This is a genomic window from Streptomyces flaveolus (genome assembly GCF_044765825.1).
Classification (GTDB): domain Bacteria; phylum Actinomycetota; class Actinomycetes; order Streptomycetales; family Streptomycetaceae; genus Streptomyces; species Streptomyces flaveolus.
In genome coordinates this window covers 294,999-318,888 of the sequence record NZ_JBIWKU010000010.1, presented here as the reverse complement: position 1 = coordinate 318,888, position 23,890 = coordinate 294,999, and the positions used below count along the sequence as shown (strand labels likewise).

Genomic DNA, 23,890 nt, shown 5'->3' with positions numbered 1-23,890 from the left:
CCCGAGCCGGGCTCACGATCGCCGGACGGGGCGGCCGTGAGCGGTCCGGCAAGGTCACGCCGGCGGCGCCGGGCCGCCCGGATGGCGGAGAATGGACCCATGGCGGGATCGGGAGAGCGGGCGCGGCACTGGCGCTACGTCGAATTGCCCGGCGTCGATCTGCTGCGCGCCCAGTACATACGGAAGACCTTCGTCCGGCACACCCACGAGCACTTCGTCATCGCCGCCATCGCCGACGGCGTGGAGGTCTTCCACCACGGCGGGAGCGACCAGTACGCCGGTGCCGGATCGCTCGCGCTGGTCAATCCCGACACCCCGCACACCGGACGGGCCGGCGTACCGGAGGGCTGGCGGTACGGGGCGGTCTATCCGGCGCCCGAGCTGGTGGCCGCGATCGCGGCGGAGACGACCACCCTGCGCGGTACGCCGGGATTCGTCCGGCCGGTGCTCGACGACCCGTACACCGTCGAGCTGGTGCACCGGGTGCTGCGGGCCGCCGACGAGGGCAACGCCCTCGCCGCCGACACCCTGCTGCGGGTGGCCGTGACCCGGCTGCTGAGGCTGAACGGCGGCCCGCTGCCACGGCGGGAGGTGCGGACCGCCGGGACCCGGGTAGCGGCACGCGCGCGTGCCGTGCTGGAGGAGCGCATGGCCGAGCCGCCCAGCCTGGAGACGCTCGCCGCGGAACTCGGGAGCAGCCCGTTCGCGTTGCTGCGCGCCTTCCGGGACACGTACGGGATGCCGCCCCACACCTGGCTGACGGACGCCCGGGTGCGCCGGGCGCGGCGGATGCTGGACGCCGGGACCACACCGGCCGAGGCCGCCGTCGCCGTGGGCTTCACCGACCAGCCGCACCTGAACCGGCACTTCGCGCGGATCGTGGGCGTACCGCCCGGCGCCTACCAGCGCGAGCGCAAGAACGTACAAGACGCGCCGCGGCGACTGCTCCTACCGTCCGAGGTGTGACAGAACAGACAGTCGTACCCGACACGAGCGCCGTCGAGGGCAAGCCGGACGCCGCCGTCGTACGGGACGCCCTCGGGGTAGGAGTCGCCGTCGGACTGTCCGGGTTCGCCTTCGGGGTGACCTCGGCGGGCAGCGGGCTGACACTGCTGCAGACGTGCGCGCTCAGCCTGCTGGTCTTCACCGGTGCATCCCAGTTCGCGCTCGTGGGAGCGCTCGCGGCCGGCGGCAACCCGCTCACGGCCGCGGCGGGGGCCTTCTTCCTGGGCGTGCGCAACGCCTTCTACGGGCTGCGGCTGTCGCAGTTGCTGGCCCTCCCGCGCGCGGTGCGGCCGTTCGCCGCCCAGTGGGTCATCGACGAGACGACGGCCGTGGCACTGGCGCAGCCGACGCGACGCAGCGTACGGATCGGGTTCACCGTCACCGGCCTCACGTTGTACGTGCTGTGGAACCTCACCACCCTGCTCGGCGCGCTGGGCGCGGAGGCCATCGGGGACACCGACGCCTGGGGCCTCGACGCGGCCGGACCCGCGGTCTTCCTGGCGTTGCTCGCGCCGATGCTGAGGACCACCACCGAGCGAGCGGTCGCCGCCCTGGCCGTCCTGCTGGGGCTCGGTCTGCTGCCCGTCCTGCCCGCCGGTGTGCCCGTCCTGGTGGCGGCGCTGGCGGCGCCGGCCGTCCTGTGGGCGGAGGGACGCCGCCGGGCTTCCCCCCGGCACGGCAAGGACGACGATCCACGGGACCGTGCACAAGACATCGCACAGAGCCCCGCCGAGGGCTCCGGGCGGGAGGGAGAGCGTTGAGCATCTGGATCGCGATCGGCGTGACCGCACTCGGCTGCTACGCCGTCAAACTCCTCGGGCTGCTCGTGCCCGCGGGCGCCCTGGAGCGGCCCTTGGTCAGGCGTCTCGCCGCGCTGCTGCCCGTTGCCCTCCTCGCCGCGCTCACCGCCCAGCAGACCTTCGCGGACGGGCAGACGCTCGTCCTGGACGCGCGGGCCGCGGGGGTCGCCGCCGCTGCCGTGGCCCTGGTGCTGCGGGCGCCGTTCCTGCTGGTCGTCGCGGCGGCCGTGGTGGTCACCGCGGGCGTGCGGGCCATGGGCGGTTGAGGGCGCGGGTCAGCCGATGGGACGGCCGTGCGCCCGGAGCGTGCGCAGGGCGTCGAGCGTCGCCCGGGGACGTGCCTCCAGCGCGGGGGCGGGTGCCCAGTGGCGCCAGCGGACGGGCCAGCCGCCGTCCGCGCCCTGTTCCGCCGCGAGGAAGTCGAGGGAGCGGGCCATCTCGTCGTCCGTGAACCACGCGCGCGCGAGGGAGTGCGGGTTCCTCGCGTAGTCGTGGGGGAAGTGGTACTCGCCCGGGGCGTAGCCAGGGGAGACCGGGTAGGAGTCGCGGGCGTCCGGATCGAGCACCGCGAGGCGCTGTTCGCGCACCAGGCGGCCCAGCCGGTCGGCCGCCGCCTGCGCGCGCGGGCGGTCGGGGGCGGCGTCCAGGAAGGCCACGGCGGCCTCGACCTCGTACGGGTGGGAGGTCCGCACCGACTCGACCGCCCGCCAGCAGAAGTCCGTGGCCCGGAACAGCCAGGCGTGCCAGACCTCGTTGCGGTGCAGCAGACCGACCACCGGACCGGTGGCGAGCAGCTCCCCGGGCGGATCGTCCACCACGGGTACGAAGGGGGCGGCCGGGTAACCGCGCTGGCTGGGATGGATCGCGGGAAGGGCTCCGTCGGCGGTGGAGACGGAGGTCAGATAGCGGCACACCCGTTCCACGCGCTGCCCGCCGCAGCGCCCGACGGCGTCCAGGACGCGCAGGGCGTGCGCGGCGTGCAGCGGCTGGCTGACGGGGCCGCGCAGATCGGGCTCCAGGGCGTGACCGTACCCGCCGTCCTCGTTGCGGTAGGCGTCCAGCGCCGTCTCCACCGGTGCGGCGTCGCCGTCACGGAAGTGGTACGCGAACAGGCGTTGCTCCAGCACGCGCGCGGTGAGCCAGACGAAGTGCTCCGCGCGCGCGAGCGGGGAGCGCGCAGGGGGCGTCGGGGGGAGTGGGGAAGCTCCGTTTTCGGCCATGCGTCAGACCGTAGGGCGGAAAGCGGTCCCAGCACCCGGTCCCGGCTCAGGGCCCACCCTCAGGGGCGGGATACTGGGGTCATGCGGTTGACGGTCTTCTGGGAGCGGATGACGGAGCACTTCGGTCCGGGGTACGCCGACACCTTCGCGCGCGATCACGTGATGACGGAGCTCGGCGGTCGTACGGTGCACGAGGCGCTGGACGCCGGCTGGGACGCCAAGGACGTGTGGCGCGTGGTCTGCACCGTCATGAACGTGCCACAGGAGCAGCGCTGATCGGTCACGAAGATCGCGGACCGTGCGTCCGCTGTCGGTGGCGTGGGCGAGACTTGGTCCGTGGCATCCACTGACGAGACCGGGCAGGCGGCCCGGCACACCCCTCCGCCCGGCACGACGCCGCCCGCACCGCCCCCCGCCGGCGGCAGCGCGGGGCCGGGCGCCCGTATGCCGCGCTGGCTGCCGCGGGCCATGGTGCTGGCCCTTTCGCTGATCGCCGTCTTCCAGCTGGGCAGCTGGGCCTTCCACCAGCTCACCGGCCTGCTGATCAACATCCTCATCGCGTTCTTCCTGGCGCTCGCCATCGAGCCCGCGGTGAGCTGGATGGCCGGGCGCGGCATGCGCCGGGGGCTGGCCACCTTCGTCGTCTTCCTCGCCGTGCTGATCGCCGCCGCGGGGTTCGTGACGCTCCTCGGCTCCATGCTCGCCGGCCAGATCGTCAAGATGGTCGAGGACTTCCCCGACTACCTCGACTCCGTGATCAACTGGGTCAACGGCCACTTCCACACCGAGCTCAGAAGGGTGGACGTCCAGGAGGGACTGCTCCGCTCCGACTGGCTGCGCAACTACGTGCAGAACAGCGCCTCCGGCGTCCTGGACGTGTCCGCGCAGGTCCTCGGGGGCCTCTTCCAGCTGCTGACGATCGTGCTGTTCTCGTTCTACTTCGCCGCCGACGGCCCCCGGCTGCGGCGCGGGCTGTGTTCCATCCTGCCGCCCGCGCGGCAGGCCGAGGTCCTGCGCGCGTGGGAGATCGCCGTGGACAAGACCGGCGGTTACCTCTACTCGCGCGGTCTGATGGCGTTGATCTCCGGTGTCGCGCACTACATCCTGCTGGAGATCCTGGAGGTGCCCTACGCGCCCGCGCTGGCCGTGTGGGTGGGCCTGGTGTCGCAGTTCATCCCCACCATCGGCACCTATCTCGCGGGCGCCCTGCCCATGCTGATCGCCTTCACCGTCAACCCCTGGTACGCGCTGTGGGTACTGGGCTTCGTGGTGGTCTACCAGCAGTTCGAGAACTACATGCTGCAGCCCAAGCTGACGTCGAAGACCGTGGACATCCACCCCGCGGTCGCCTTCGGCTCGGTCATCGCGGGCACCGCCCTCCTGGGCGCCGTCGGCGCGCTGATCGCCATCCCGGCGGTCGCCACGCTGCAGGCGTTCCTCGGGGCGTACGTCAAGCGGTACGACGTCACGGACGATCCCCGCGTCCACGGGCACCGCGACCGCCGCGGGGCGGGGGCCGGGGCCTTCACGCGCATACGGAAACTGTGGGCCCGGCGACCGGACACGGCGTCCTCCAGGGAGGACGGCCCCGGGGACGGCGGACCTGGGCACGACGGCTCCGGGGGCGGTGGCACCGCCTGAGGTACCGGGTGCGGGGTCAGTACGCCAGGGCGGCCCACACTCCGGCGGCGACGACGGCGGCCGCGTAGCAGCCGACCGCCACGGCCACGATCCGCCGCCGCACCGGCGCGTCCCACGAGGTCAGGGACAGCAGCCAGGCCAGTACCGGCAGCACCAGGACGGCATGCAGGCTCACCCCGTGCAGCGGCTTGAGCGGCGCCGTGGAGCGGTAGGCCGCCTCCTGGTGGCCGGTCCGGGTGAGGACCACGCCACGCGCGATCATCGCGGCACCCGAAGCGAGCCCGACGAGCAGTACCGCGAACCCGGACCGCACGGCGAGGGCCATGCCCGCCGGCCCCGTGGGCCGGTGGCGGAACGACGCGACGGCGAACACGGTCAGCAGCACCACCAGAACGCCACCGCCCACCGCGAGGGACATCGAGACGGCCGTGTCGAACGACGTCTCCATGTCGAGGTGCGAGGGCATTCCGCGCCACGCCTGAAGGGTGATGCCGGCGACCTCGAGGACACAGTCGGCCGCGAACACGGCCAGCAGCGCGGCGCGCGACCCCGGCCGGACGCGCAGGTACGAGGTGACCCAGGTGACGGCGATCAGCGTGATGCCGAAGGACAGCCCGAACGTCACCGGCTTGCGCCAGGAGACGGGCCCGTCCCAGGGACCGCCGTCCACGGCGAACACCACCAGGTGCGCGAGGCCCGAGAGGATCAGCAGGAGGCCGGTCGCGTGGCACGCGCGCGTCACCGGGGACCGGCCGGGCGGCAGGGCGCTCGCGGGCGGCGGGTCCGGTGCGGCCCTGCGGGCGGTTCCGGCGGCGGTTCGGGCGGTCCCCTCGTTCTGCATGGGACGAGCCTGGCCCGGACCCGCCGTCCGGTCGTCGTCCGCCAGGAGACACCTGCCGTACGCCCGGGGGAGCAGGAGACCCAGGTCGGGCCGAGGCAAGGTTCTCAGGGGGTCAGCCCTGCGGTTCCTGCGGCTCGGCGTCGGCCTCACGCAGGTTCCGGTCCTTGGTCTCGGTACGGGTCTCCGTGCGGTGACCGCGGGCGACGTAGTCCCGGACCACCGCCTCGACGGCGTCCTGGGGCGAGCCGATGCCGGCCAGGACCATCACCTCCACCACCAGTTCGGCGTCGAGACTGATGCTGACCTTGGCCCTGGGGTCCCTCCTCGCATCACGTGCGCGCACTTCAGCCGTCGGCCTGGCCGTCGGCACCGGAGACGTACGCTCGGAGGTGCCGCGCGGTGCGCTTGACACGAAAATCGAACATCCATTCTTATGGAGGCTCCGGCGAGGCTCGTGACGGGTGATTCGACTGGGTTTGGACGGAGAAGTGCCCGAGTTATCCACAGGCCGGACCCGCACCGAGGCGCATTGTCAGTGGCAGGCATTAGCGTCTTTGACGTGAAGCGATCGAATCAAGCAAACCGGGTGGAACCCATGGCAGGAACCGACCGCGAGAAGGCCCTGGACGCCGCGCTCGCACAGATTGAACGGCAATTCGGCAAGGGCGCGGTCATGCGCATGGGCGAGCGGCCGAACGAGCCCATCGAGGTCATCCCGACCGGGTCGACCGCGCTCGACGTGGCCCTCGGCGTCGGCGGCCTCCCCCGCGGCCGGGTCGTGGAGGTCTACGGCCCCGAGTCCTCGGGTAAGACGACCCTGACCCTGCACGCCGTGGCGAACGCGCAGAAGGCCGGCGGCCAGGTCGCGTTCGTGGACGCGGAGCACGCCCTCGACCCCGAGTACGCGAAGAAGCTCGGCGTCGACATCGACAACCTGATCCTCTCCCAGCCGGACAACGGCGAGCAGGCCCTGGAGATCGTGGACATGCTGGTCCGCTCCGGCGCCCTCGACCTCATCGTCATCGACTCCGTCGCCGCGCTCGTCCCGCGTGCGGAGATCGAGGGCGAGATGGGCGACAGCCACGTGGGTCTCCAGGCCCGGCTGATGAGCCAGGCCCTGCGGAAGATCACCAGCGCGCTCAACCAGTCCAAGACCACCGCGATCTTCATCAACCAGCTCCGCGAGAAGATCGGTGTGATGTTCGGCTCCCCGGAGACCACGACCGGTGGCCGGGCGCTGAAGTTCTACGCCTCGGTGCGCATCGACATCCGCCGTATCGAGACGCTGAAGGACGGCACGGAGGCGGTCGGCAACCGCACCCGCTGCAAGGTCGTCAAGAACAAGGTCGCGCCGCCGTTCAAGCAGGCCGAGTTCGACATCCTCTACGGCCACGGCATCAGCCGCGAGGGCGGCCTGATCGACATGGGCGTGGAGCACGGCTTCGTGCGCAAGGCCGGCGCCTGGTACACGTACGAGGGCGACCAGCTCGGCCAGGGCAAGGAGAACGCGCGCAACTTCCTCAAGGACAACCCCGACCTGGCCAACGAGATCGAGAAGAAGATCAAGGAGAAGCTGGGCGTCGGCGTGCGTCCCGAGGAGCCGGCCACCGAGCCGGGCACGGACGCCGCGGTCTCCGCCGCCCCGGCCGACGCCGCACCGGCGGTGCCCGCCCCCGCGACGGCCAAGGCCACCAAGTCCAAGGCCGCGGCAGCCAAGAGCTGACCCGTGACACGACGAACCGACTGGGCCGAGTACGACGCGGGCTCCGCCGGGGCGGACGGCGACGGATACGGGACGGACGACGACGCGTACGGAGCGGCGGCGGCTCCGTACGGGACGGACACACGCGCCGCCGCGGACGGCACGGCCGGCCTCTCCGGGCCGCACGACACCGGCGAGCCGTACCCCGGTGACGGTTCACGCCGTGGCGACGGGGCACGTCGGGGCGGCGGCCGGGCTCGTGGGGCGGGCGGCCCCCGTGGGCGCCGTCGGCGCGAGGGCGCGGAGCCGTTCGCCGAGGACGGAGGTGCCACTTCCTCGTCGAGGGCCGAGAAGGGGGAGCCTCCGCGGGACCCGGTGGAGCAGGCACGGGCGATCTGCCTGCGCCTGCTCACCGGGACCCCGCGCACCCGCAAGCAACTCGCCGACGCCCTGCGTAAACGGGAGATCCCGGACGAGGCCGCGGAGGAGGTGCTGTCCAGGTTCGAGGAGGTCGGCCTGATCAACGACAGCGCCTTCGCCGACGCCTGGGTCGAGTCCCGGCATCACGGCCGCGGACTGGCCCGGCGCGCTCTCGCCCGGGAACTGCGGACCAAGGGCGTCGACTCCACCCTCATCGACGCGGCGGTGTCCCAGCTGGACTCCGAGCAGGAGGAGGAGACCGCTCGGGAACTCGTCGCCCGCAAACTGCGCGCCACCCGCGGCCTCGACCGTGACAGGAGGCTGCGCCGCCTCGCCGGCATGCTGGCCCGCAAGGGCTACCCCGAGGGCATGGCCCTGCGGGTGGTCCGGCAGGCGCTGGAAGAGGAGGGCGAGGACACGGAGTTCCTCGGCGACGAGGGCTTCTGACCGGACGCGACGCCGCCCGCGGGGGTGGGGGCGTCGTCCCGGAGCACGCACGATTACCTTGCGCTCCTGGAGGGGCGAAGACCTTCCGTACGGCTCTACCGTCTGCGCCGTCGCGCGGCTGCCACAGGGGAAACGCGGACACGGCGCCGCTGTACTGCCCCTCCGGCCTCTGACTCCGGACGTGCTACGGCACGGCCACCGGCAGTCCCGCCGTCCGCCATGCCTGGAAGCCGCCGACCAGGTCGGTGGCCCGGTGCAGGCCCAGGCGGTGCAGGGACTCCGCGGCGAGGCTGGAGGCGTAGCCCTCGTTGCACACCACCACGACACGCAGGTCATGGCCCGTGGCCTCGGGGACGCGATGGCTCCCCTGCGGGTCCAGGCGCCACTCGAGTTCGTTGCGCTCGATCACCAGGGCGCCCGGGATCAGTCCGTCCGCGTCACGCAGGGCGGCGTACCGGATGTCGACCAGCAGCGCCTCACCGGCCTCGGCGGCGTCGTACGCCGCGCGCGGCTCGATGCGCGTGTAGCCCCGGCGCACCCGCTCCAGCACCGTGTCGATTCCGATCGGCTCGCTCACTGCCAGTCCTCCGGGCGTTCGACCTCTTCCAGGCGCAGGACCTGGCCGCTGCGACTGTAGCGACGGATCCGCGGCAGGGGCGGGTAGTAGGCGTGGACGGAGATCGCGTGTCGGTCGGGAGACTCGTTGAGCACCTCGTGGACGTGGTGCTGCCCGAAGGCGCGCCCCTTCCCGGCGGGCAGACGCCGCTCCCGGTCCACACCGTCGGTGAGTTCCAGCGTCTTCCAGCCATCGGTGGGCAGCCGGGCGGCGAGCGCGTTCTCCTTGAGCTCGCCGGCCGCGGTCAGGAAGGCGCCCACCGATTCGGCGTGGTCGTGCCAGCCGGTGCCCGTGCCGGGCGGCCAGCCGATCAGCCAGGCCTCGCTGCCGCCGGGGCCCTCCAGCCGTACCCAGGTACGGCCCTCGGGATCGAGGGGGAGCGAGGCGATCAGTTCGGCGTCGGCGGCGATGCGCTGGACGAAGTCGAGGAGGTCGGCCTGAGTCGGCGCGGGCGCGCTCGTGGCCGTCGAGGAAGGGACAGGGGCAGGGGAGGACACAGACACGGGTACCGTCCTGGAAGTTCGCGAGGAGGCGCGCGGCGGCATGGCGAAGCGGGGCGCGCGAAGGAATGCGAAGTCAGCAGGACGGGCGACACACGCAGCCCGCATAGCGGACGAGGTCCATATGGACCCTCCGCCACAGGCGCACATCGGTGTCGGTCACCCTCCGGAGTAGACCATGAGGGCGGGGGCCGGTCAACTCACCGTCACCATGCGGACGCGGACAAACGGCCGACGATCGCGGAACCGCCCACCGAAACCACTGCCCACTCCGGCCGGGGGCGATCCCCACCGGGCGACCGCTCAACGGGCCCCGGCGGCAGCCCCGGCCCCGGCCTCCGCCCCGGCTCCTGCCTCCACGGTTGCCTTCTTCGCCCCGCCCAGCGCCGCCTCCGCCGCCGTGTACAGGTCGGCCGGGCGCACCCCGTTCAGCGCCGTGACCAGGTTGCCGTCGGGGCGGACCAGCAGCACCGTGTGTGCGGCGGCCCCCGGGTAACTCTCGGCGACCAGCAGCTCGGCATGGTGCGGCAGTGCCGTCACCGCCGCCGCCAGCCGCGGCATGACGCCGGCGGTCACCCAGTGCTTGCGGTCCCACACCCCCGTGCCCGGCGCGATCAGCACCACGAGCAGCGCACCGCGCCCCAGCCGGTCCCGAAGCCGCACGAACGTGCCGTCCTCCGCCGTGACCCGTACGTCGGTGACGGGAGTTCCCGGCGCCGTACCGACGGCCACCTCGCCGTCGAGGGGCGCGGGCACGAGCGGCGAATCGGCGTACGCCCCCGGCGCCCCCAGAGCCCCACGCCCCAGGTGACCGTCGGCGAGCAGCGCGTCGTGACCGCGGGCCGAGCCGGGGACGTAGGACCGCAGGCCCCCGCCGCCGCGCAGCAGCGGCAGTACCTGGTCGGCGGCGCGCAACCGCCCCGCGACGGCCGTGCGCCGCTCCTTCTGGTAGCTGTCGAGCAGCGCCTCGTGGGTCCCGTGGTGCCAGGCCAGGGCGAGCTTCCAGGCCAGGTTGTCGGCGTCCCGCAGCCCTTCGTCGAGGCCCTGCGTGCCCAGCGCGCCGAGCAGATGCGCCGCGTCCCCGGCGAGGAACACGCGGCCCACCCGCCAGCGGCGGGCCAGCCGGTGGTGGACCGTGTGGACGCCGGTGTCGAGCAGTTCGTACGACGGAGTGGCCCCGGCCGTCCAGCCGGTGAGGGTCTCCCGGACCCGGTTCACCAGCAGCTCGGGCGTGACCAGGTCCTTGCCGGGCGGCAGCAGCCAGTCCAGGCGCCACACGCCGTCCCCCAGGGGGCGGCCGACGATCTCGCCGCCCGACGGACCGGTCGTCCTCCAGGGCGGCGCCCGGTGCAGCAGTGCCTCGTCGGTCCAGGGAAGCTCGGTGCGCAGGGCGGCGACGGCGTATCGTTCCACCGCCGTACGGCCGGGGAAGCGGATGTCCTGGAGCTTGCGCACGGTCGAGCGGGGGCCGTCGCAGCCGACCAGGTAACTGCCGCGCCACCAGGTGCCCTTGGGGCCGCGGGTGTGGGCGGTGACGCCGGACGTCTCCTGTTCGACGCCGTCCAGTCGGCTGTCCACCGCGACCTTCACCAGGGGCTCGTGGTCCAGGGCGGTGCGCAGGGCATCGGTCAGCACGTGCTGGGCGATATGCAGCGGCGCCGGGTCGGCGTCGTCGAACGCGACCTCGCGCGTCACCTGCTTGCGCCGCATCGACCGCCATCCGGCCCAACGGAAACCCGCCTCGTCCAGGGAGGTGCCGGTCAGTCTCTCGACGAGGGCGACGACGTCCTCGCGCAGGACGGCGGTGCGCGCGGGGCGTGTCTCGTCCTTGCCCGGACCCTCGTCGAGGACGACACAGGGCACTTCCTGACGCGCCAGCGCCAGGGCGAGCGCGAGCCCGACGGGCCCCGCTCCGGCGATGATCACCGGGTCCACGGTGCGATGCCCCCTGCCTGTGACGGCGTCCCGGGGGACGTAGGTGAACAGGAAGTTGGAGCAGGGTGCACGGTCACAGAACGTATGCAACCTATTGCCGCTGCTTGCGTCAAGCGACGGAGGCCGTGGCGATCATGCCACGGCCTCCGTGATGGTCACATACTTTGACTGGACGTCAGGTCTTGATCACGCCGGTTCCTGTGCCGGCTGCCGGCGCTCCAGGCGTGCCCGCGTCGTCCACCTTGAGCACCGCACCGGTCGACTTCTTGGCCCGTCGCAGTCGCCGCTCCAGCCAGCTCGCGAAGGTGGTGAGGGCGAAGTTGAGCGCGATGTAGATCACGGCGACCACGGTGTAGCTGGCGATCACGTTGGCACCGTAGTAGCCGCTCATCGTGTTGGCCGATGCGAGCAACTCGGGGAAGGTGAGGATGGCGCCGCCGAGCGCGGTGTCCTTGAGGATCACGACGAGCTGGCTGACGATGGCCGGAAGCATCGCTGTGACCGCCTGCGGCAGCAGGATCAGCCGCATGACTTGGCCCTTGCGGAGCCCGATCGCCATCGCGCCCTCGGCCTGGCCTCTGGGGAGGGCCAGAATGCCTGACCGGACGATCTCGGCGAGGACGGAGGCGTTGTACAGGACCAGGCCGGTGACGACGGCGTAGAGCGGGCGGTCGTCCGAGCTGACGTTCGTGTACTCCGCGAACAGCGCGAGACCGAAGATCATCAGGACCAGCACGGGGATGGACCGGAAGAACTCGACCACAACTGCGGCGGGCACACGGACCCATGCGTGGTCGGAGAGCCGGGCGATGCCCAGTGCAGCGCCGAGGGGCAGGGCGATGACCACCGCGAGAACCGCAGCCTTCAGGGTGTTCTTCAGACCCGGCCAGATGTAAGTCGACCAGGCCTCGGTGCCGGTGAAGAACGGCTTCCACAGGGCCCACTCCAGCTGGCCCTTGTCGTTGAGGGTGCTGAACACCCACCACAGCAGCGCGGCGAAGGCGGCCAGGAAGGCAACCGTGAAGAGGACGTTGCGACGCTTCGCGCGGGGCCCCTGGGCGTCGTAGAGAACCGAACTCATCGCTTCACCGCCACCTTCTTGCCCACCCAGCCGAGGATCAGACCGGTCGGCAACGTCAACACCACGAACACCAGAGCGATGACGGCGGAGATGAGCAGCAGCTGAGCCTCGTTCTCGATCATCTCCTTCATCAGCAGCGCCGTTTCCGCCACGCCGATGGCGGCGGCGACCGTGGTGTTCTTGATCAGCGCGATCAGCACGTTCGCCAGCGGAACGACGGACGAGCGAAACGCCTGCGGCAGGACCACCAGCCGGAGCACCTGACCGAAGCTCAGGCCGAGGGCCCGAGCTGCCTCCGCCTGGCCGACCGGCACCGTGTTGATGCCAGAACGTAGCGCCTCGCACACGAACGAGGACGTATAGAGGATCAGACCCAGAACGGCGAGCCGGAAGTTGATCGCTTCGAAGTCACCTTCGGCACCGAGCGTGATCTGCAGCGTCTGGTTCAGACCCAGCGACGTGAACAGAATGATCACGGTCAGCGGGATGTTCCGCACGATGTTCACATACGCAGTTCCGAAACCGCGCATGAGCGGGACCGGGCCGACGCGCATGGCGGCCAGTATGGTGCCCCAGATCAGAGAGCCGACGGCCGAGAGCACAGCGAGCTGCACTGTCGTCCAGATGGCTCCCGCCAAGTCGTAATCCTGAAGAAAGTCGAACACGATCTCCCGCGCTTCCGCGTGTAGGGATGGCCGCCCCGGTGCGCCGCCCTGCAAGAGGACGGCGCACTCCAGTCAGGCCCGGCCTCAGCTCTTGACGTCGCCGATCTTCGGCGCGGGCTCGTTCTTGTAGTTGGCCGGACCCAGGTTCGTGTCCACGGCCTTCTGCCAGGAGCCGTCGGCGACCATGGCCTCCAGCGCGTCGTTGATCTTCGCCTTGAGGTCGCTGCCCTTCTTGACGCCGATGCCGTAGTTCTCGTTGGTCAGCTTGAAGCCGCCGAGCTTGAACTTGCCCTTGAACTGCGACTGCGAGGCGTATCCGGCAAGGATCGAGTCGTCGGTGGTGAGCGCGTCGATGGCACCGTTCTGCAGGCCGGGCAGACAGGCCGAGTACGTCGGGTACGGCTGCAGCTGGGCCTTGGGGGCCAGCTTGTCCTTGACGTTCTGGGCCGAGGTCGAGCCGGTGACCGAGCAGAGCTTCGCGTCGTTCAGGTCCTCCGGCGTCTTGATCTTGTCGTCGTCGGCGCGGAGCAGCACGTCCTGGTGCGCGAGCAGGTACGGGCCGGCGAAGTCGACCTTGGCCTCACGCTTGGGCGTGATCGAGTAGGTGGCGGCGATGAAGTCGACGTCACCGCGCTGCAGCATGGTCTCGCGGTCGGCGCTCTTCGACTCCTTCCACTCGATCTGGTCCTCGGTGTAGCCGAGCTTCTTCGCGACGTACGTGGCGACGTCGACGTCGAAACCGGAGTACCCGTCCGGCGTCTTCTGGCCGAGGCCCGGCTGGTCGAACTTGATGCCGATGGTGATCTTCTTGCCACCGCCGGAACCGCTGTCGCTGCTGTCGTCGTCGCCACCGCACGCGGTGGCGGTCAGGGCGAGGGCGAGAACGGTGGCCGAGGCGGCGGTGACCTTGAGGAGCTTCATGGTGAACATCCTTTGACTGTGATCAGACGATCAGATGCGAGAGGCGCCCGGCCGGCTGGAGCGCGGGCGGCGACGCGGACGTCGGAGCCGTACGGCGTCAGTGGTGGAGGATCTTCGACAGGAAGTCCTTGGCACGGTCGCTGCGCGGATTGCTGAAGAACTGGTCCGGCGCCGCCTCTTCGACGATGCGGCCGTCCGCCATGAACACCACGCGGTTGGCGGCGGACCGGGCGAAGCCCATCTCATGGGTCACCACGATCATGGTCATGCCGTCCTGGGCGAGCTGCCGCATGACCTCCAGGACCTCGTTGATCATCTCGGGGTCGAGAGCCGACGTCGGCTCGTCGAAGAGCATGACCTTCGGGTCCATGGCCAGCGCCCGCGCGATGGCGACACGCTGCTGCTGACCACCGGAGAGCTGGGCCGGGTACTTGTCCGCCTGGGCGCCCACACCGACCCGGTCGAGCAGCGCCCGGGCCTTCTCCTCGGCCTTCTTGGCGTCGACCTTGCGGACCTTGACCTGGCCCAGGGTGACGTTCTCGAGCACCGTCTTGTGCGCGAACAGGTTGAAGGACTGGAAGACCATGCCGACGTCGGCGCGCAGCCGGGCCAGTTCCCGGCCTTCGGCGGGGAGCGGCTTGCCGTCGATGGCGATCGTGCCGGAGTCGATGGTCTCCAGACGGTTGATGGTGCGGCACAGCGTGGACTTACCGGACCCGGAGGGCCCGATGACCACGACGACCTCGCCGCGGGTGATCGTCAGGTCGATGTCCTGGAGCACGTGCAGCGCGCCGAAGTGCTTGTTGACATTCCTCAGCACGACCAGTTCGCCGGTCGCGGCCACGTCTTCCTTGGCCACCGATACTTCGGTCATCGCTTTCGGGCTCCGTCCTCCTCGGTTTCGGAGGACAGTAGTAACGCCTGGCGACCTGCGTCTCTACATCTGAGGGGAATCTGAGCATCACGATCCGATAGCAATCGGACACGGGTCGTAGCTCGGGTGAGCAGGGAGCATATCGGCCGGATAACTTCGAGCAGCCGCGACCGGAACCCTCTTGACGCCGTCCCCCTCCATCGGCGTCACTGCACAGGGCACGCGCGCGCGTGCACACGCCCTGCACACGCTGTGCACCCGTCCTGCCGTACCCGGCCTGTTGTACCCGTCCCGATCGTACGGCCGATGAACCGAAGGAGGCCCGGATGAGACTGCTGCTCGTCGAGGACGACAACCACGTCGCCGCCGCCCTGTCCGCGGTCCTTGCCCGGCACGGCTTCGACGTCACCCACGCGCGCAATGGCGAGGAGGCGCTCCAGGCACTCGTCCCCGAGGGCGACTGCTTCGGCGTCGTCCTGCTCGACCTCGGCCTGCCCGACCAGGACGGATACGAGGTCTGTGGCAAGATCCGCAAGCGCACCAGCACCCCGGTGATCATGGTCACCGCCCGCTCCGACGTCCGCTCCCGCATCCACGGCCTCAACCTCGGCGCCGACGACTACGTGGTCAAGCCGTACGACACCGGCGAGCTGCTCGCCCGGATCCACGCCGTCAGCCGGCGCACCGCCCACGAGGACGCCCCGGGTACCGCCGAGACCGTGGTGAGCCTCGGATCCGTGCTCATCGACCTGCCGACGCGTCAGGTCACCGTCGGCGGCGCGGCCGTCCAGCTCACCCGCAAGGAGTTCGACCTCCTCGCCCTGCTCGCGCAGCGTCCCGGCGTGGTCTTCCGCCGGGAGCAGATCATCAGCGAGGTCTGGCGCACCAGTTGGGAAGGGACCGGGCGCACCCTGGAGGTGCACGTCGCCTCCCTGCGCGCCAAGCTGCGCATGCCGGCACTCATCGAGACCGTACGAGGCGTCGGCTACCGCCTCGTCGCCCCCACCGCGTAGCGGGTCCGGGTGCGCACACGCCTGCTTCCGCTGCTCATCGTGCTGATGGCGGCCGTGCTGCTCGCCCTCGGCGTCCCGCTCGCCATCAGCGTCGCCCACGCCGAACAGCAGCGGGTCGTCGTCGACCGCATCGACGACACGGCTCGCTTCGCGGCGCTCGCCCAGTTCGTCACCGAGTCCGCGCCGGGCGGCTCCCGCCCGATCACGACGGACGAGCGCCTGGAGACCCTGCAGACCGAACTCACCAGCTACTACGAGGTCTACGACATCCGGGCGGGCGTCTTCTACCGCAATCAGATCCCCATGGCCAACGCGCCGACGACCTGGTTCCTCCCCCAGACCGGTGAGGTGCGCGAGGCCTTCGACGAGGCGCTGCTCAGCCGCCGCAGCCACGATCCGCAGCAGGTGTGGCCGTGGGAGGACGGCAGGCTCGTGGTCGCCTCGCCGGTCATCCGGGACGGAGACGTCGTCGCGGTGGTGGTCACCGACTCGCCCACCGAAGCGATGCGGTCCCGGACGCTGCGCGGCTGGCTCGTCATCGGAGCCGGTGAGGTCGCCGCCATGCTGCTGGCCGTGGGTGCCGCGCTCCGGCTGACCGGCTGGGTGCTCAAGCCGGTACGCGTCCTCGACGCCACCACCCACGACATCGCCACCGGACGACTGAAGTCCCGGGTCGCACCGTCCGGGGGACCACCGGAACTCAGGCGCCTGGCCAGGTCGTTCAACGAGATGGCGGACCACGTCGAGGACGTGCTGGAGCAGCAGCGCGCCTTCGTCGCCGACGCCTCTCACCAGTTGCGCAACCCCCTGTCCGCGCTGCTGCTGCGCATCGAACTGCTCGCGCTCGAACTGCCCGAGGGCAACGAGGAGATCGCCTCCGTCCAGACCGAGGGCAAACGCCTCGCCCGGGTCCTGGACGACCTGCTCGACCTGGCGCTGGCCGAGCACAGCGAGGCCGACCTCAAGGTCACCGACATCGGCGCGCTGGCCGCCGAACGGCTGGCCGCCTGGTCACCGACCGCCGAGGCCAAGGGTGTACGGCTGGTCGGGGACTGCCCGCCGACCACGGGCTGGGCGGACCCGGTGACACTCTCCAGCGCCCTGGACGCGGTCATCGACAACGCGGTGAAGTTCACGCCGCCCGACGAGACCGTCACGGTCACGGTCACCTCCACCGGCACCACCGCCACCGTCGAGGTCACCGACAACGGGCCCGGTCTCACCGACGAGGAGCTCGCCCGCGTCGGCGACCGCTTCTGGCGCAGCGGCCGGCACCAGAACATCAAGGGCTCAGGGCTCGGCCTGTCCATCTGCCGGGCGCTGCTCGCGGCGGGCGACGGCTCGATCTCCTTCGGCCACCACGAACCGCACGGACTGACCGTGACGGTCACGGTGCCGAGGTCGGGAGCGCGCAAGGGTCCCGGACAGCCCTAGGGCTTCACCGACCGGTAGTACCGCCGGGCGCCCTCGTGCAGCTCCAGCGGGTCGGTGTAGATCGCCGTCCGCACGTCCACCAGCTGGGCGGAGTGCACATGGGCCCCTATGCCGTCGCGGCTGTCGAGGACCGCCCTGGTCAGCCACTCGGTGAGCCGCGGATCCATGTCGGCGCGTGTGATCAGCAGGTTCGACACCGCCATCGTCGGCACCACGGCACCGTTCTGGACGGTGGGGTACGCCGACTCCGGGATGTTGGTGGAGCGGTAGTACCGGGTCGCGCCGCCGGATTCGTGCAGCTTGGTGACGAGGTCGTCACCTATCGGCACGAACCGGAAGGCGGACATCTCGGCTATCTGCTTGAGCCCGTCCGTCGGCAGCCCGCCCGACCAGAAGAACGCGTCTATCTCGTGGCCCAGCCGCCCGGGACCGGTGTCGATGCCGTCCGCCCGGGGTGTGATGTCGTGTTCCGGGTCGATGCCGGCGGTCCGCAGCAGCCGGGTGGCGATCAGCCGCACGCCGGAGTTCGGCAGCCCGATGGCCACTCGCTTGCCCCGCAGATCGGCGACGGACTGGATGTCCGAGCCGGTCGGGACGACGAGCTGCACATAGTCGTCGTAGAGCCGGGTGACACCGCGCAGCCGGTCGGCGCCGGCCCGGTCGGCGAGCTTGTACGTCTCCACCGCGTCGGCCGCGGCGATCGTGAAGTCGGCCTCCCCGGACGCCACCCGCTCGACGTTCTCCTGCGACCCCGCACTGGTCATCAGCCGCACCTTCAGGCCCGGCATGTCCTTGCGCAGCTCGGTGCGCAGCAGCTCGCCGTACTTCTGGTAGACCCCGGCGCGCGTGCCCGTGCTGAACGTGATCGTCCCGCTCGGCGGCTTCTCGCCCAGGGGCAGCAGCCACCACAGCAGCAGCCCCAGGGCGACGACACCGGCGGCCGCGCCGGTGAGGGCCCGGCGGCTGCCGGCGCGGGGGAACATCATGGACATGCGCGCGATCCTGCCAGTCCCCATCCCCGCTGACCAGGGCCGGGCTCACACGGCGGGACCGGGCGGGCGCGAGGGGCGGTGTCAGTGCCGCTCGCTACAGTCGTCGGCATGAGCAGCTCCTCGCCCGCCGACCTGGTCCGCGCCTTCCACCTGGCCTTCGGCCTGGACGCCCGCAGCACGCCGACGGAGGTCGAGCCGGCCCTGGCCGCCCAGCGGGGCGCGCTGCTCGCCGAGGAGGCCGCGGAGGTCGCCGAGGTGTCGGTGACCGGCCCGCTCGACCGGCTCGCGCACGAACTGGCCGACGTGGTCTACGTCGCCTACGGCACGGCCCTCGTCCACGGCATCGACCTGGACGCGGTGATCGCCGAGGTCCACCGCTCCAACATGACCAAGCTGGGCCCCGACGGCCGGGTGAGCCGCAGAGCCGACGGCAAGGTCCTCAAGGGCGACCACTACGAGGCCCCGGACGTCACGGGCGTACTGCGCCGGCAGGGGTGGGATTCCGGGGCGCCGGACGCCTGACACCCCCGGCCTGCTTCAGTCGCCCACCGACGCCTCCGCCTCCGCGGGCCGAGGCGTCCCGTCGGACACGTTCGCGGGCCGGTCGGGGTTGTCGCGGCGGCGGAAGAGCCGCATCGCCAGCGGCTCGGTGAAGCGGGCGGTGAGGGGCCCGAGGACGACCAGGATGAGGACGTAGGCCGTGGCCAGCGGGCCCAGGGACGGTTCGATCCCCGCCGACACCGCCAGTCCGGCGATGACGATGGAGAACTCGCCGCGCGCCACCAGCGCGCCGCCCGTGCGCCACCGGCCCTTGACGGAGATCCCGGCACGCCGCGCCGCCCAGTACCCGGTCGCGATCTTCGTCACGGCGGTCAGCAGGGCCAGCGCCAGCGCGGGCAGCAGGACCGGCGGGATGCTGGCCGGATCGGTGTGCAGTCCGAAGAAGACGAAGAAGACGGCGGCGAACAGATCCCGCAGGGGGCTCAGCAGCGTGTGGGCGCCCTCCGCCACCTCACCCGACAGCGCGATGCCCACCAGGAACGCCCCGACCGCCGCCGACACCTGGAGCTGCTGGGCGACGCCCGCGACCAGGATCGTCAGGCCCAGCACCACCAGCAGCAGCTTCTCCGGGTCGTCGCTGGAGACGAACCGGGAGATCAGCCGGCCGTAGCGGACCGCCACGAACAGGACCAGCCCGGCAGCGGCCAGCGCGACCGCCAGCGTGATGCTGCCGGTCATCAGCCCGGCGCCGGCCACCAGCGCGGTGACGATCGGCAGGTACACCGCCATCGCCAGGTCCTCCAGGACCAGCACGCTGAGGATCACCGGGGTCTCCCGGTTGCCGACCCGGCCCAGGTCACCGAGGACCTTCGCGATCACGCCGGACGACGAGATCCACGTGACGCCGGCCAGGACGACGGCGGCCACCGGGCCCCAGCCCAGCAGCAGCGCTGCCACCGCACCGGGCACCGCGTTGAACGCGCAGTCGACCAGACCGGCGGGATAGTGCGACTTCAGGTTGGTGACCAGGTCACCGGCCGTGTACTCCAGGCCGAGCATCAGCAGCAGGAGGATGACGCCGATCTCGGCGCCGGTCGCCACGAACTCCTCGCTCGCGCCGAGCGGCAGCAGCCCGCCCTCGCCGAAGGCCAGGCCGGCCAGCAGGTACAGCGGGATGGGGGAGAGGCGGTAGCGGCCGGCGAACCGGCCGAGCAGCCCGAGCCCCAGGATGATGGAACCGAACTCGATCAGCAGAACCGCGGAGTGCACAGGCTCACTCCTGCCCGAGTATCGCCGCGGCGGAGTCGACGCCCTCACGGGTGCCGATGACGATCAGGATGTCACCACCGGACAGCCGGAAGTCCGGTGCGGGCGACGGAATCGCCTCGGCCCGGCGCAGTACCGCCACGATCGACGCGCCGGTGTCGGTGCGCATCCGCGTGTCGCCCAGCACCCGCCCGTTCCAGCGGGACGTCGCGGACACCTCGATCCGCTCGGCGACCAGCCCCAGATCGGTCGTGTACAGCAGGCTCGCGCTGTGGTGGGACGGCTTCAGCGTGTCGATCAGCGCACCCGCCTCCTGCCCGGTGAGCCGGAGCGAGTGGGCGCACGAGTCGGGGTCGTCGGCCCGGTACACGTTCACCGTGCGGGCGCCGTCGCGGTGCGCCACCACCGACAGATGGCGGTGTTCCCGGGTCACCAGGTCGTACTGGACCCCGATACCCGGTAGCGGCGTCGCCCTCAGGCGTGGAGCGGACACGAGTCTTCCCCTCAGTCGTCCTGCATGTCTTGCGTGTCGTGCTGCGCGTTTGCGCACGTCCGGGACGTGCTCGCAACCTCGCCATGCTGTCACCCGCACGTACGGTGGCGGTATGGGTGTTGTGACGGATATACGCGGCCGGTGGTGGACGGCGACACTGGTTCCGGCCGTGTTGCGTGCGAGGGCCGGGAGGAGCGGAAAGCGGACCGTGTCGCTGTTCTGGCGGATCTTCTCGCTCAACGCCGTGGGCCTGGTCGTGGCCACCGCGCTGCTGCTGGGACCGGTCACCGTCTCGACCCCCGTCCTGCCGCACGAGGCCCTGATCCTGCTCGCCGGTCTCACCGCCCTGCTGGCCGGCAACGCGGTCGTCCTGCGCCTGGGGCTCACCCCGCTGCACCGGCTGGGCCGGGCCATGAGCACCGCCGACCTGCTGGTGCCCGGCACCCGCCCGGAGGTCGCCGGGCCGGCCGAGGCCGCCGAGCTGATCGCGACGTACAACACGATGCTCGACCGGCTCCAGGCCGAACGCGCCGCCGGCGCCGGCCGCGCGCTGCACGCCCAGGAGCGTGAGCGCCACCGCATCGCCCGTGAGCTGCACGACGAGGTCGGCCAGACCCTCACCGCCGTCCTTCTCCAGCTCAAGCGCGTCGCGGACCGGGTGCCCGGCGAACTGCGCGAGGAGGTGTCCCTCGCGCAGGAGGCCACCCGCGCCGGTCTGGACGAGATCCGCCGCATCGCGCGCCGGCTGCGCCCCGGGGTCCTGGAGGAGCTCGGCCTCGCCAGCGCCCTGCGCGCGCTCGCCGCCGAGTTCACGCACCACGGGCTCACCGTCGCCCACCACGTCCCCGGCACCCTGCCCCCGCTCACCCCGGAGGCGGAACTCGTGATCTACCGGGTCGCCCAGGAGAGCCTGACCAACACCGCCCGCCACGCCGCCGCCGACCGCGCCGACCTCACCCTGCGGCCGGTGCCGGGCGGCATCGAACTGCTCGTCCGCGACAACGGCGCCGGCCTCGGCGAGGCCCCCGAGGGCGCCGGCATCCGTGGGATGCGCGAACGGGCCCTGCTGATCGGAGCCGAGATCCACCTCGCACCCGCCCCCGGCCGGGGCACCGCCGTACGCCTGCGCATCCCCGTCCCGGCCGGGGAACCGCACGTTCCGCCCACGCACCTGTCCGGGGACGTGACCGCTGACCCGGCCACGGACCGAGCCGCAGCCCCGGCCACGGACCGAACCGCAGACCGCCCCGGAGACCGCACCTGATGTCCGCACGGCCCCCGATCCGCGTCCTGCTCGCCGACGACCACACCCTCGTCCGCCGCGGAGTGCGCCTCATCCTGGACGGCGAACCGGACCTCACGGTCGTCGCCGAGGCCGGGGACGGCGCCGAGGCCGTCGCGGCGGCCCGGGCCACCGAGGTCGACCTCGCCGTCCTGGACGTCGCCATGCCCCGCATGACCGGCCTCCAGGCGGCCCGCGAACTCTCCCGCCGCCTGCCACGGCTGCGCATCCTCATCCTGACCATGTACGACAACGAGCAGTACTTCTTCGAGGCCCTCAAGGCCGGGGCCTGCGGATACGTCCTCAAGTCCGTCGCCGACCGCGACCTGGTCGAGGCGTGCCGGGCGGCCGTGCGCGACGAGCCGTTCATCTACCCGGGCGCGGAGCGGGCCCTCGTCCGCTCCTACCTGGACCGCCTGCACAGCGGCGGCGGGCTGCCCGAGCGGCCCATCACCGAACGCGAGGAGGAGATCCTCAAGCTCGTCGCCGAGGGCCACACCTCCAAGGAGATCGGCGAGCTGCTGTTCATCAGCGCCAAGACCGTCGAACGCCACCGCGCCAACCTCCTGCAGAAACTGGGCGTCCGCGACCGCCTGGAACTCACCCGGTACGCGATCCGCGCGGGCCTCATCGAGCCCTGACCAGCCCTGACCTGCCGTGACCCCGGTTGTCCACAGGCGGCCGGGGCCACCGTCGCGGACCGCCTACCCTTATTGCCATGAGCAGCATCGACCGGAGCCAGTCAGCGGGCGGCACGCGCACCTACGAAGTACGCACCTACGGGTGCCAGATGAACGTCCACGACTCCGAGCGGTTGTCCGGGCTGCTGGAGGACGCCGGCTACGTCCGCGCCCCCGAGGACGCCGATGGCGACGCGGACGTCGTCGTCTTCAACACCTGCGCCGTGCGGGAGAACGCCGACAACAAGCTGTACGGCAACCTCGGCCGCCTCGCCCCGAGGAAGGCGAGCCGGCCCGGGATGCAGATCGCGGTCGGCGGCTGCCTGGCGCAGAAGGACCGCGACACCATCGTGCAGCGCGCGCCCTGGGTCGACGTCGTCTTCGGCACGCACAACATCGGCAAGCTTCCCGTGCTGCTGGAGCGCGCCCGCGTGCAGGAGGAGGCGCAGGTCGAGATCGCCGAGTCCCTGGAGGCGTTCCCGTCCACGCTGCCCACCCGGCGGGAGAGCGCGTACGCGGCCTGGGTGTCCATCTCCGTCGGCTGCAACAACACCTGCACCTTCTGCATCGTCCCGGCGCTGCGCGGCAAGGAGAAGGACCGTCGCCCCGGCGACATCCTCGCCGAGGTCGAGGCCCTGGTGGCCGAGGGCGTCAGTGAGATCACCCTCCTCGGGCAGAACGTGAACGCGTACGGCTCCGACATCGGTGACCGCGAGGCCTTCAGCAAGCTGCTGCGCGCCTGCGGGAACATCGAGGGCCTGGAGCGCGTCCGCTTCACCTCCCCGCACCCGCGCGACTTCACCGACGACGTCATCGCCGCCATGGCCGAGACGCCGAACGTGATGCCGCAGCTCCACATGCCGCTCCAGTCCGGCTCGGACCCGGTCCTGAAGGCGATGCGCCGCTCCTACCGTCAGGAGCGCTACCTGGGGATCATCGAGAAGGTGCGGGCCGCCATCCCGCACGCGGCGATCACCACCGACATCATCGTGGGCTTCCCCGGCGAGACCGAGGAGGACTTCCAGCAGACCCTGCACGTGGTGCGCGAGGCCCGGTTCGCGCAGGCCTACACCTTCCAGTACTCCAAGCGCCCCGGCACCCCGGCCGCCGAGATGGACGACCAGATCCCCAAGGCGGTCGTGCAGGAGCGGTACGAGCGTCTCGTCGCCCTCCAGGAGGAGATCTCCTGGGAGGAGAACAAGAAGCAGGTCGGCCGCACGCTGGAGCTGATGGTCGCCGAGGGCGAGGGCCGCAAGGACGGCACCACCCACCGCCTCTCCGGCCGTGCCCCCGACAACCGCCTCGTGCACTTCACCAAGCCCGAGCAGGAGGTCCGCCCCGGTGACGTGGTGACCGTGGAGATCACCTACGCCGCCCCGCACCACCTCCTCGCCGAGGGCGCGGTGCTCGACGTGCGCCGTACGCGCGCGGGCGACGCCTGGGAGAAGCGCAACGCCGCCGAGCAGGCCAAGCCGGCCGGCGTCATGCTGGGCCTGCCCAAGATCGGCGTGCCCGAGCCCCAGCCCGCCGTGGCGAGCGGCTGCGGCTGCGACTGACCGCA

27 protein-coding genes are annotated in these 23,890 nt (G+C 71.5%); 13 read left to right on the top strand and 14 right to left on the bottom strand.

What is annotated here, in order from left to right; genetic code table 11:
* The first annotated feature begins 99 nt into the window (after positions 1-99).
* From ACIRG6_RS28520 to ACIRG6_RS28510, 3 genes are read left to right on the top strand one after another with little or no spacing between them, the layout of a single operon-like run.
* Entirely contained in the window at positions 100-966 is an 867-nt protein-coding gene (locus ACIRG6_RS28520) for an AraC family transcriptional regulator (RefSeq protein ID WP_403324966.1), read from the top strand.
* Positions 963-1,766, top strand: a complete 804-nt coding sequence (locus ACIRG6_RS28515; RefSeq protein ID WP_403324965.1) for an AzlC family ABC transporter permease — start codon at positions 963-965, stop codon at positions 1,764-1,766. The genes ACIRG6_RS28520 and ACIRG6_RS28515 overlap by 4 nt, the downstream gene beginning before the upstream one ends.
* Complete coding sequence (locus ACIRG6_RS28510; protein WP_239763595.1) at positions 1,763-2,071, top strand: AzlD domain-containing protein; 309 nt, start codon at positions 1,763-1,765, stop codon at positions 2,069-2,071. Before ACIRG6_RS28515 ends, ACIRG6_RS28510 begins: the two co-directional genes overlap by 4 nt.
* A gap of 9 nt (positions 2,072-2,080) precedes the next feature.
* Here the strand turns inward: ACIRG6_RS28510 and ACIRG6_RS28505 are convergent, their stop codons facing one another.
* A complete protein-coding gene (locus tag ACIRG6_RS28505; protein ID WP_403324964.1) occupies positions 2,081-3,025 on the bottom strand; it encodes a hypothetical protein in 945 nt (314 codons plus the stop codon).
* 81 nt (positions 3,026-3,106) lie between these two features.
* On the opposite strand from ACIRG6_RS28505, the gene ACIRG6_RS28500 reads away from it, so the two are divergent.
* On the top strand, positions 3,107-3,301 hold the full coding sequence (locus ACIRG6_RS28500) for a DUF3046 domain-containing protein (RefSeq protein ID WP_189231775.1): 195 nt from the start codon (positions 3,107-3,109) through the stop codon (positions 3,299-3,301).
* A 60-nt stretch (positions 3,302-3,361) separates the two neighbouring features.
* Entirely contained in the window at positions 3,362-4,666 is a 1,305-nt protein-coding gene (locus ACIRG6_RS28495) for an AI-2E family transporter (RefSeq protein ID WP_364823581.1), read from the top strand.
* A 16-nt stretch (positions 4,667-4,682) separates the two neighbouring features.
* Here the strand turns inward: ACIRG6_RS28495 and ACIRG6_RS28490 are convergent, their stop codons facing one another.
* Together ACIRG6_RS28490 and ACIRG6_RS28485 are read right to left on the bottom strand one after the other, a co-directional pair.
* Entirely contained in the window at positions 4,683-5,507 is an 825-nt protein-coding gene (locus ACIRG6_RS28490; protein WP_403324963.1) for a hypothetical protein, read from the bottom strand.
* A 112-nt stretch (positions 5,508-5,619) separates the two neighbouring features.
* Positions 5,620-5,850 carry a DUF2191 domain-containing protein gene (locus ACIRG6_RS28485; RefSeq protein WP_403324962.1) on the bottom strand — a complete coding sequence of 77 codons (231 nt, stop codon included), beginning with the start codon at positions 5,848-5,850 and terminating at the stop codon, positions 5,620-5,622.
* Positions 5,851-6,102: 252 nt separating this feature from the next.
* Here ACIRG6_RS28485 and recA point away from each other — a divergent pair, with 252 nt between their 5' ends.
* Together recA and recX are read left to right on the top strand one after the other, a co-directional pair.
* The gene (recA, locus tag ACIRG6_RS28480) at positions 6,103-7,230 is read left to right on the top strand and encodes a recombinase RecA (RefSeq protein WP_189231778.1); all 1,128 of its coding nucleotides are present in this window, start codon (positions 6,103-6,105) and stop codon (positions 7,228-7,230) included.
* A gap of 3 nt (positions 7,231-7,233) precedes the next feature.
* Positions 7,234-8,076, top strand: a complete 843-nt coding sequence (gene recX, locus ACIRG6_RS28475) for a recombination regulator RecX (protein ID WP_403324961.1) — start codon at positions 7,234-7,236, stop codon at positions 8,074-8,076.
* Between the two features lie 184 nt (positions 8,077-8,260).
* Here recX and ACIRG6_RS28470 read toward each other — a convergent pair whose 3' ends face one another.
* From ACIRG6_RS28470 to ACIRG6_RS28435, 8 genes are all read right to left on the bottom strand, one after another.
* Complete coding sequence (locus ACIRG6_RS28470) at positions 8,261-8,653, bottom strand: rhodanese-like domain-containing protein (protein WP_350723359.1); 393 nt, start codon at positions 8,651-8,653, stop codon at positions 8,261-8,263.
* A complete protein-coding gene (locus ACIRG6_RS28465; RefSeq protein ID WP_381692499.1) occupies positions 8,650-9,237 on the bottom strand; it encodes a cysteine dioxygenase in 588 nt (195 codons plus the stop codon). Before ACIRG6_RS28465 ends, ACIRG6_RS28470 begins: the two co-directional genes overlap by 4 nt.
* A gap of 31 nt (positions 9,238-9,268) precedes the next feature.
* Positions 9,269-9,340, bottom strand: a complete 72-nt coding sequence (locus ACIRG6_RS28460; RefSeq protein ID WP_309544753.1) for a putative leader peptide — start codon at positions 9,338-9,340, stop codon at positions 9,269-9,271.
* 155 nt (positions 9,341-9,495) lie between these two features.
* Positions 9,496-11,127, bottom strand: coding sequence for an FAD-dependent monooxygenase (locus ACIRG6_RS28455; RefSeq protein WP_364683386.1), 1,632 nt, complete (start codon positions 11,125-11,127; stop codon positions 9,496-9,498).
* A gap of 175 nt (positions 11,128-11,302) precedes the next feature.
* Positions 11,303-12,208: an amino acid ABC transporter permease gene (locus tag ACIRG6_RS28450; RefSeq protein ID WP_365022130.1), complete on the bottom strand. Its 906-nt coding sequence runs from the start codon at positions 12,206-12,208 to the stop codon at positions 11,303-11,305.
* Complete coding sequence (locus ACIRG6_RS28445) at positions 12,205-12,873, bottom strand: amino acid ABC transporter permease (protein ID WP_318214708.1); 669 nt, start codon at positions 12,871-12,873, stop codon at positions 12,205-12,207. The genes ACIRG6_RS28450 and ACIRG6_RS28445 overlap by 4 nt, the downstream gene beginning before the upstream one ends.
* Positions 12,874-12,957: 84 nt before the next feature.
* Complete coding sequence (locus ACIRG6_RS28440; protein ID WP_318216358.1) at positions 12,958-13,794, bottom strand: glutamate ABC transporter substrate-binding protein; 837 nt, start codon at positions 13,792-13,794, stop codon at positions 12,958-12,960.
* Between the two features lie 97 nt (positions 13,795-13,891).
* Positions 13,892-14,668 (bottom strand): amino acid ABC transporter ATP-binding protein, encoded by a 777-nt coding sequence (locus ACIRG6_RS28435; protein WP_189231785.1) that lies wholly within the window; start codon positions 14,666-14,668, stop codon positions 13,892-13,894.
* A gap of 326 nt (positions 14,669-14,994) precedes the next feature.
* On the opposite strand from ACIRG6_RS28435, the gene ACIRG6_RS28430 reads away from it, so the two are divergent.
* Together ACIRG6_RS28430 and ACIRG6_RS28425 are read left to right on the top strand one after the other, a co-directional pair.
* Positions 14,995-15,681 carry a response regulator transcription factor gene (locus ACIRG6_RS28430; protein ID WP_318214709.1) on the top strand — a complete coding sequence of 229 codons (687 nt, stop codon included), beginning with the start codon at positions 14,995-14,997 and terminating at the stop codon, positions 15,679-15,681.
* Between the two features lie 9 nt (positions 15,682-15,690).
* Positions 15,691-17,115 carry a HAMP domain-containing sensor histidine kinase gene (locus tag ACIRG6_RS28425; protein ID WP_364683394.1) on the top strand — a complete coding sequence of 475 codons (1,425 nt, stop codon included), beginning with the start codon at positions 15,691-15,693 and terminating at the stop codon, positions 17,113-17,115.
* Here the strand turns inward: ACIRG6_RS28425 and ACIRG6_RS28420 are convergent.
* Positions 17,112-18,107 carry a TAXI family TRAP transporter solute-binding subunit gene (locus ACIRG6_RS28420; protein WP_350723343.1) on the bottom strand — a complete coding sequence of 332 codons (996 nt, stop codon included), beginning with the start codon at positions 18,105-18,107 and terminating at the stop codon, positions 17,112-17,114. The two genes, ACIRG6_RS28425 and ACIRG6_RS28420, sit on opposite strands and share 4 nt — an antisense overlap.
* Positions 18,108-18,215: 108 nt before the next feature.
* Between ACIRG6_RS28420 and ACIRG6_RS28415 the strand changes: the two genes are divergently transcribed.
* Complete coding sequence (locus ACIRG6_RS28415; protein ID WP_225631473.1) at positions 18,216-18,629, top strand: pyrophosphohydrolase domain-containing protein; 414 nt, start codon at positions 18,216-18,218, stop codon at positions 18,627-18,629.
* 15 nt (positions 18,630-18,644) lie between these two features.
* On the opposite strand, the gene ACIRG6_RS28410 is transcribed toward ACIRG6_RS28415, so the two are convergent.
* Positions 18,645-19,877: a cation:proton antiporter gene (locus ACIRG6_RS28410; RefSeq protein WP_364683396.1), complete on the bottom strand. Its 1,233-nt coding sequence runs from the start codon at positions 19,875-19,877 to the stop codon at positions 18,645-18,647.
* A 4-nt stretch (positions 19,878-19,881) separates the two neighbouring features.
* Positions 19,882-20,367, bottom strand: a complete 486-nt coding sequence (locus tag ACIRG6_RS28405) for a cation:proton antiporter regulatory subunit (protein ID WP_189231791.1) — start codon at positions 20,365-20,367, stop codon at positions 19,882-19,884.
* A 208-nt stretch (positions 20,368-20,575) separates the two neighbouring features.
* Between ACIRG6_RS28405 and ACIRG6_RS28400 the strand changes: the two genes are divergently transcribed.
* The 3 genes from ACIRG6_RS28400 to miaB all read left to right on the top strand — a co-directional run bounded on the left by ACIRG6_RS28400 (position 20,576) and on the right by miaB (position 23,885).
* Positions 20,576-21,631 (top strand): HAMP domain-containing sensor histidine kinase, encoded by a 1,056-nt coding sequence (locus ACIRG6_RS28400; protein WP_364683398.1) that lies wholly within the window; start codon positions 20,576-20,578, stop codon positions 21,629-21,631.
* On the top strand, positions 21,631-22,290 hold the full coding sequence (locus ACIRG6_RS28395; protein WP_239763629.1) for a response regulator: 660 nt from the start codon (positions 21,631-21,633) through the stop codon (positions 22,288-22,290). Before ACIRG6_RS28400 ends, ACIRG6_RS28395 begins: the two co-directional genes overlap by 1 nt.
* 77 nt (positions 22,291-22,367) lie before the next feature.
* Positions 22,368-23,885: a tRNA (N6-isopentenyl adenosine(37)-C2)-methylthiotransferase MiaB gene (gene miaB / locus ACIRG6_RS28390; protein ID WP_403324960.1), complete on the top strand. Its 1,518-nt coding sequence runs from the start codon at positions 22,368-22,370 to the stop codon at positions 23,883-23,885.
* Positions 23,886-23,890 lie beyond the last annotated feature (5 nt).

Bases quoted from the DNA above. Each gene is read 5' to 3' on its own strand.
- ACIRG6_RS28415 (WP_225631473.1), top strand. From the start codon at position 18,216: ATGAGCAGCTCCTCGCCCGCCGACCTGGTCCGCGCCTTCCACCTGGCC.
- recA (WP_189231778.1), top strand. From the start codon at position 6,103: ATGGCAGGAACCGACCGCGAGAAGGCCCTGGACGCCGCGCTCGCACAG.
- ACIRG6_RS28430 (WP_318214709.1), top strand. From the start codon at position 14,995: ATGAGACTGCTGCTCGTCGAGGACGACAACCACGTCGCCGCCGCCCTG.
- ACIRG6_RS28500 (WP_189231775.1), top strand. From the start codon at position 3,107: ATGCGGTTGACGGTCTTCTGGGAGCGGATGACGGAGCACTTCGGTCCG.
- ACIRG6_RS28420 (WP_350723343.1), bottom strand. From the start codon at position 18,107: ATGTCCATGATGTTCCCCCGCGCCGGCAGCCGCCGGGCCCTCACCGGC.
- ACIRG6_RS28440 (WP_318216358.1), bottom strand. From the start codon at position 13,794: ATGAAGCTCCTCAAGGTCACCGCCGCCTCGGCCACCGTTCTCGCCCTC.
- ACIRG6_RS28505 (WP_403324964.1), bottom strand. From the start codon at position 3,025: ATGGCCGAAAACGGAGCTTCCCCACTCCCCCCGACGCCCCCTGCGCGC.
- miaB (WP_403324960.1), top strand. From the start codon at position 22,368: ATGAGCAGCATCGACCGGAGCCAGTCAGCGGGCGGCACGCGCACCTAC.
- ACIRG6_RS28490 (WP_403324963.1), bottom strand. From the start codon at position 5,507: ATGCAGAACGAGGGGACCGCCCGAACCGCCGCCGGAACCGCCCGCAGG.
- ACIRG6_RS28520 (WP_403324966.1), top strand. From the start codon at position 100: ATGGCGGGATCGGGAGAGCGGGCGCGGCACTGGCGCTACGTCGAATTG.
- ACIRG6_RS28465 (WP_381692499.1), bottom strand. From the start codon at position 9,237: ATGCCGCCGCGCGCCTCCTCGCGAACTTCCAGGACGGTACCCGTGTCT.
- ACIRG6_RS28395 (WP_239763629.1), top strand. From the start codon at position 21,631: ATGTCCGCACGGCCCCCGATCCGCGTCCTGCTCGCCGACGACCACACC.
- ACIRG6_RS28435 (WP_189231785.1), bottom strand. From the start codon at position 14,668: ATGACCGAAGTATCGGTGGCCAAGGAAGACGTGGCCGCGACCGGCGAA.
- ACIRG6_RS28450 (WP_365022130.1), bottom strand. From the start codon at position 12,208: ATGAGTTCGGTTCTCTACGACGCCCAGGGGCCCCGCGCGAAGCGTCGC.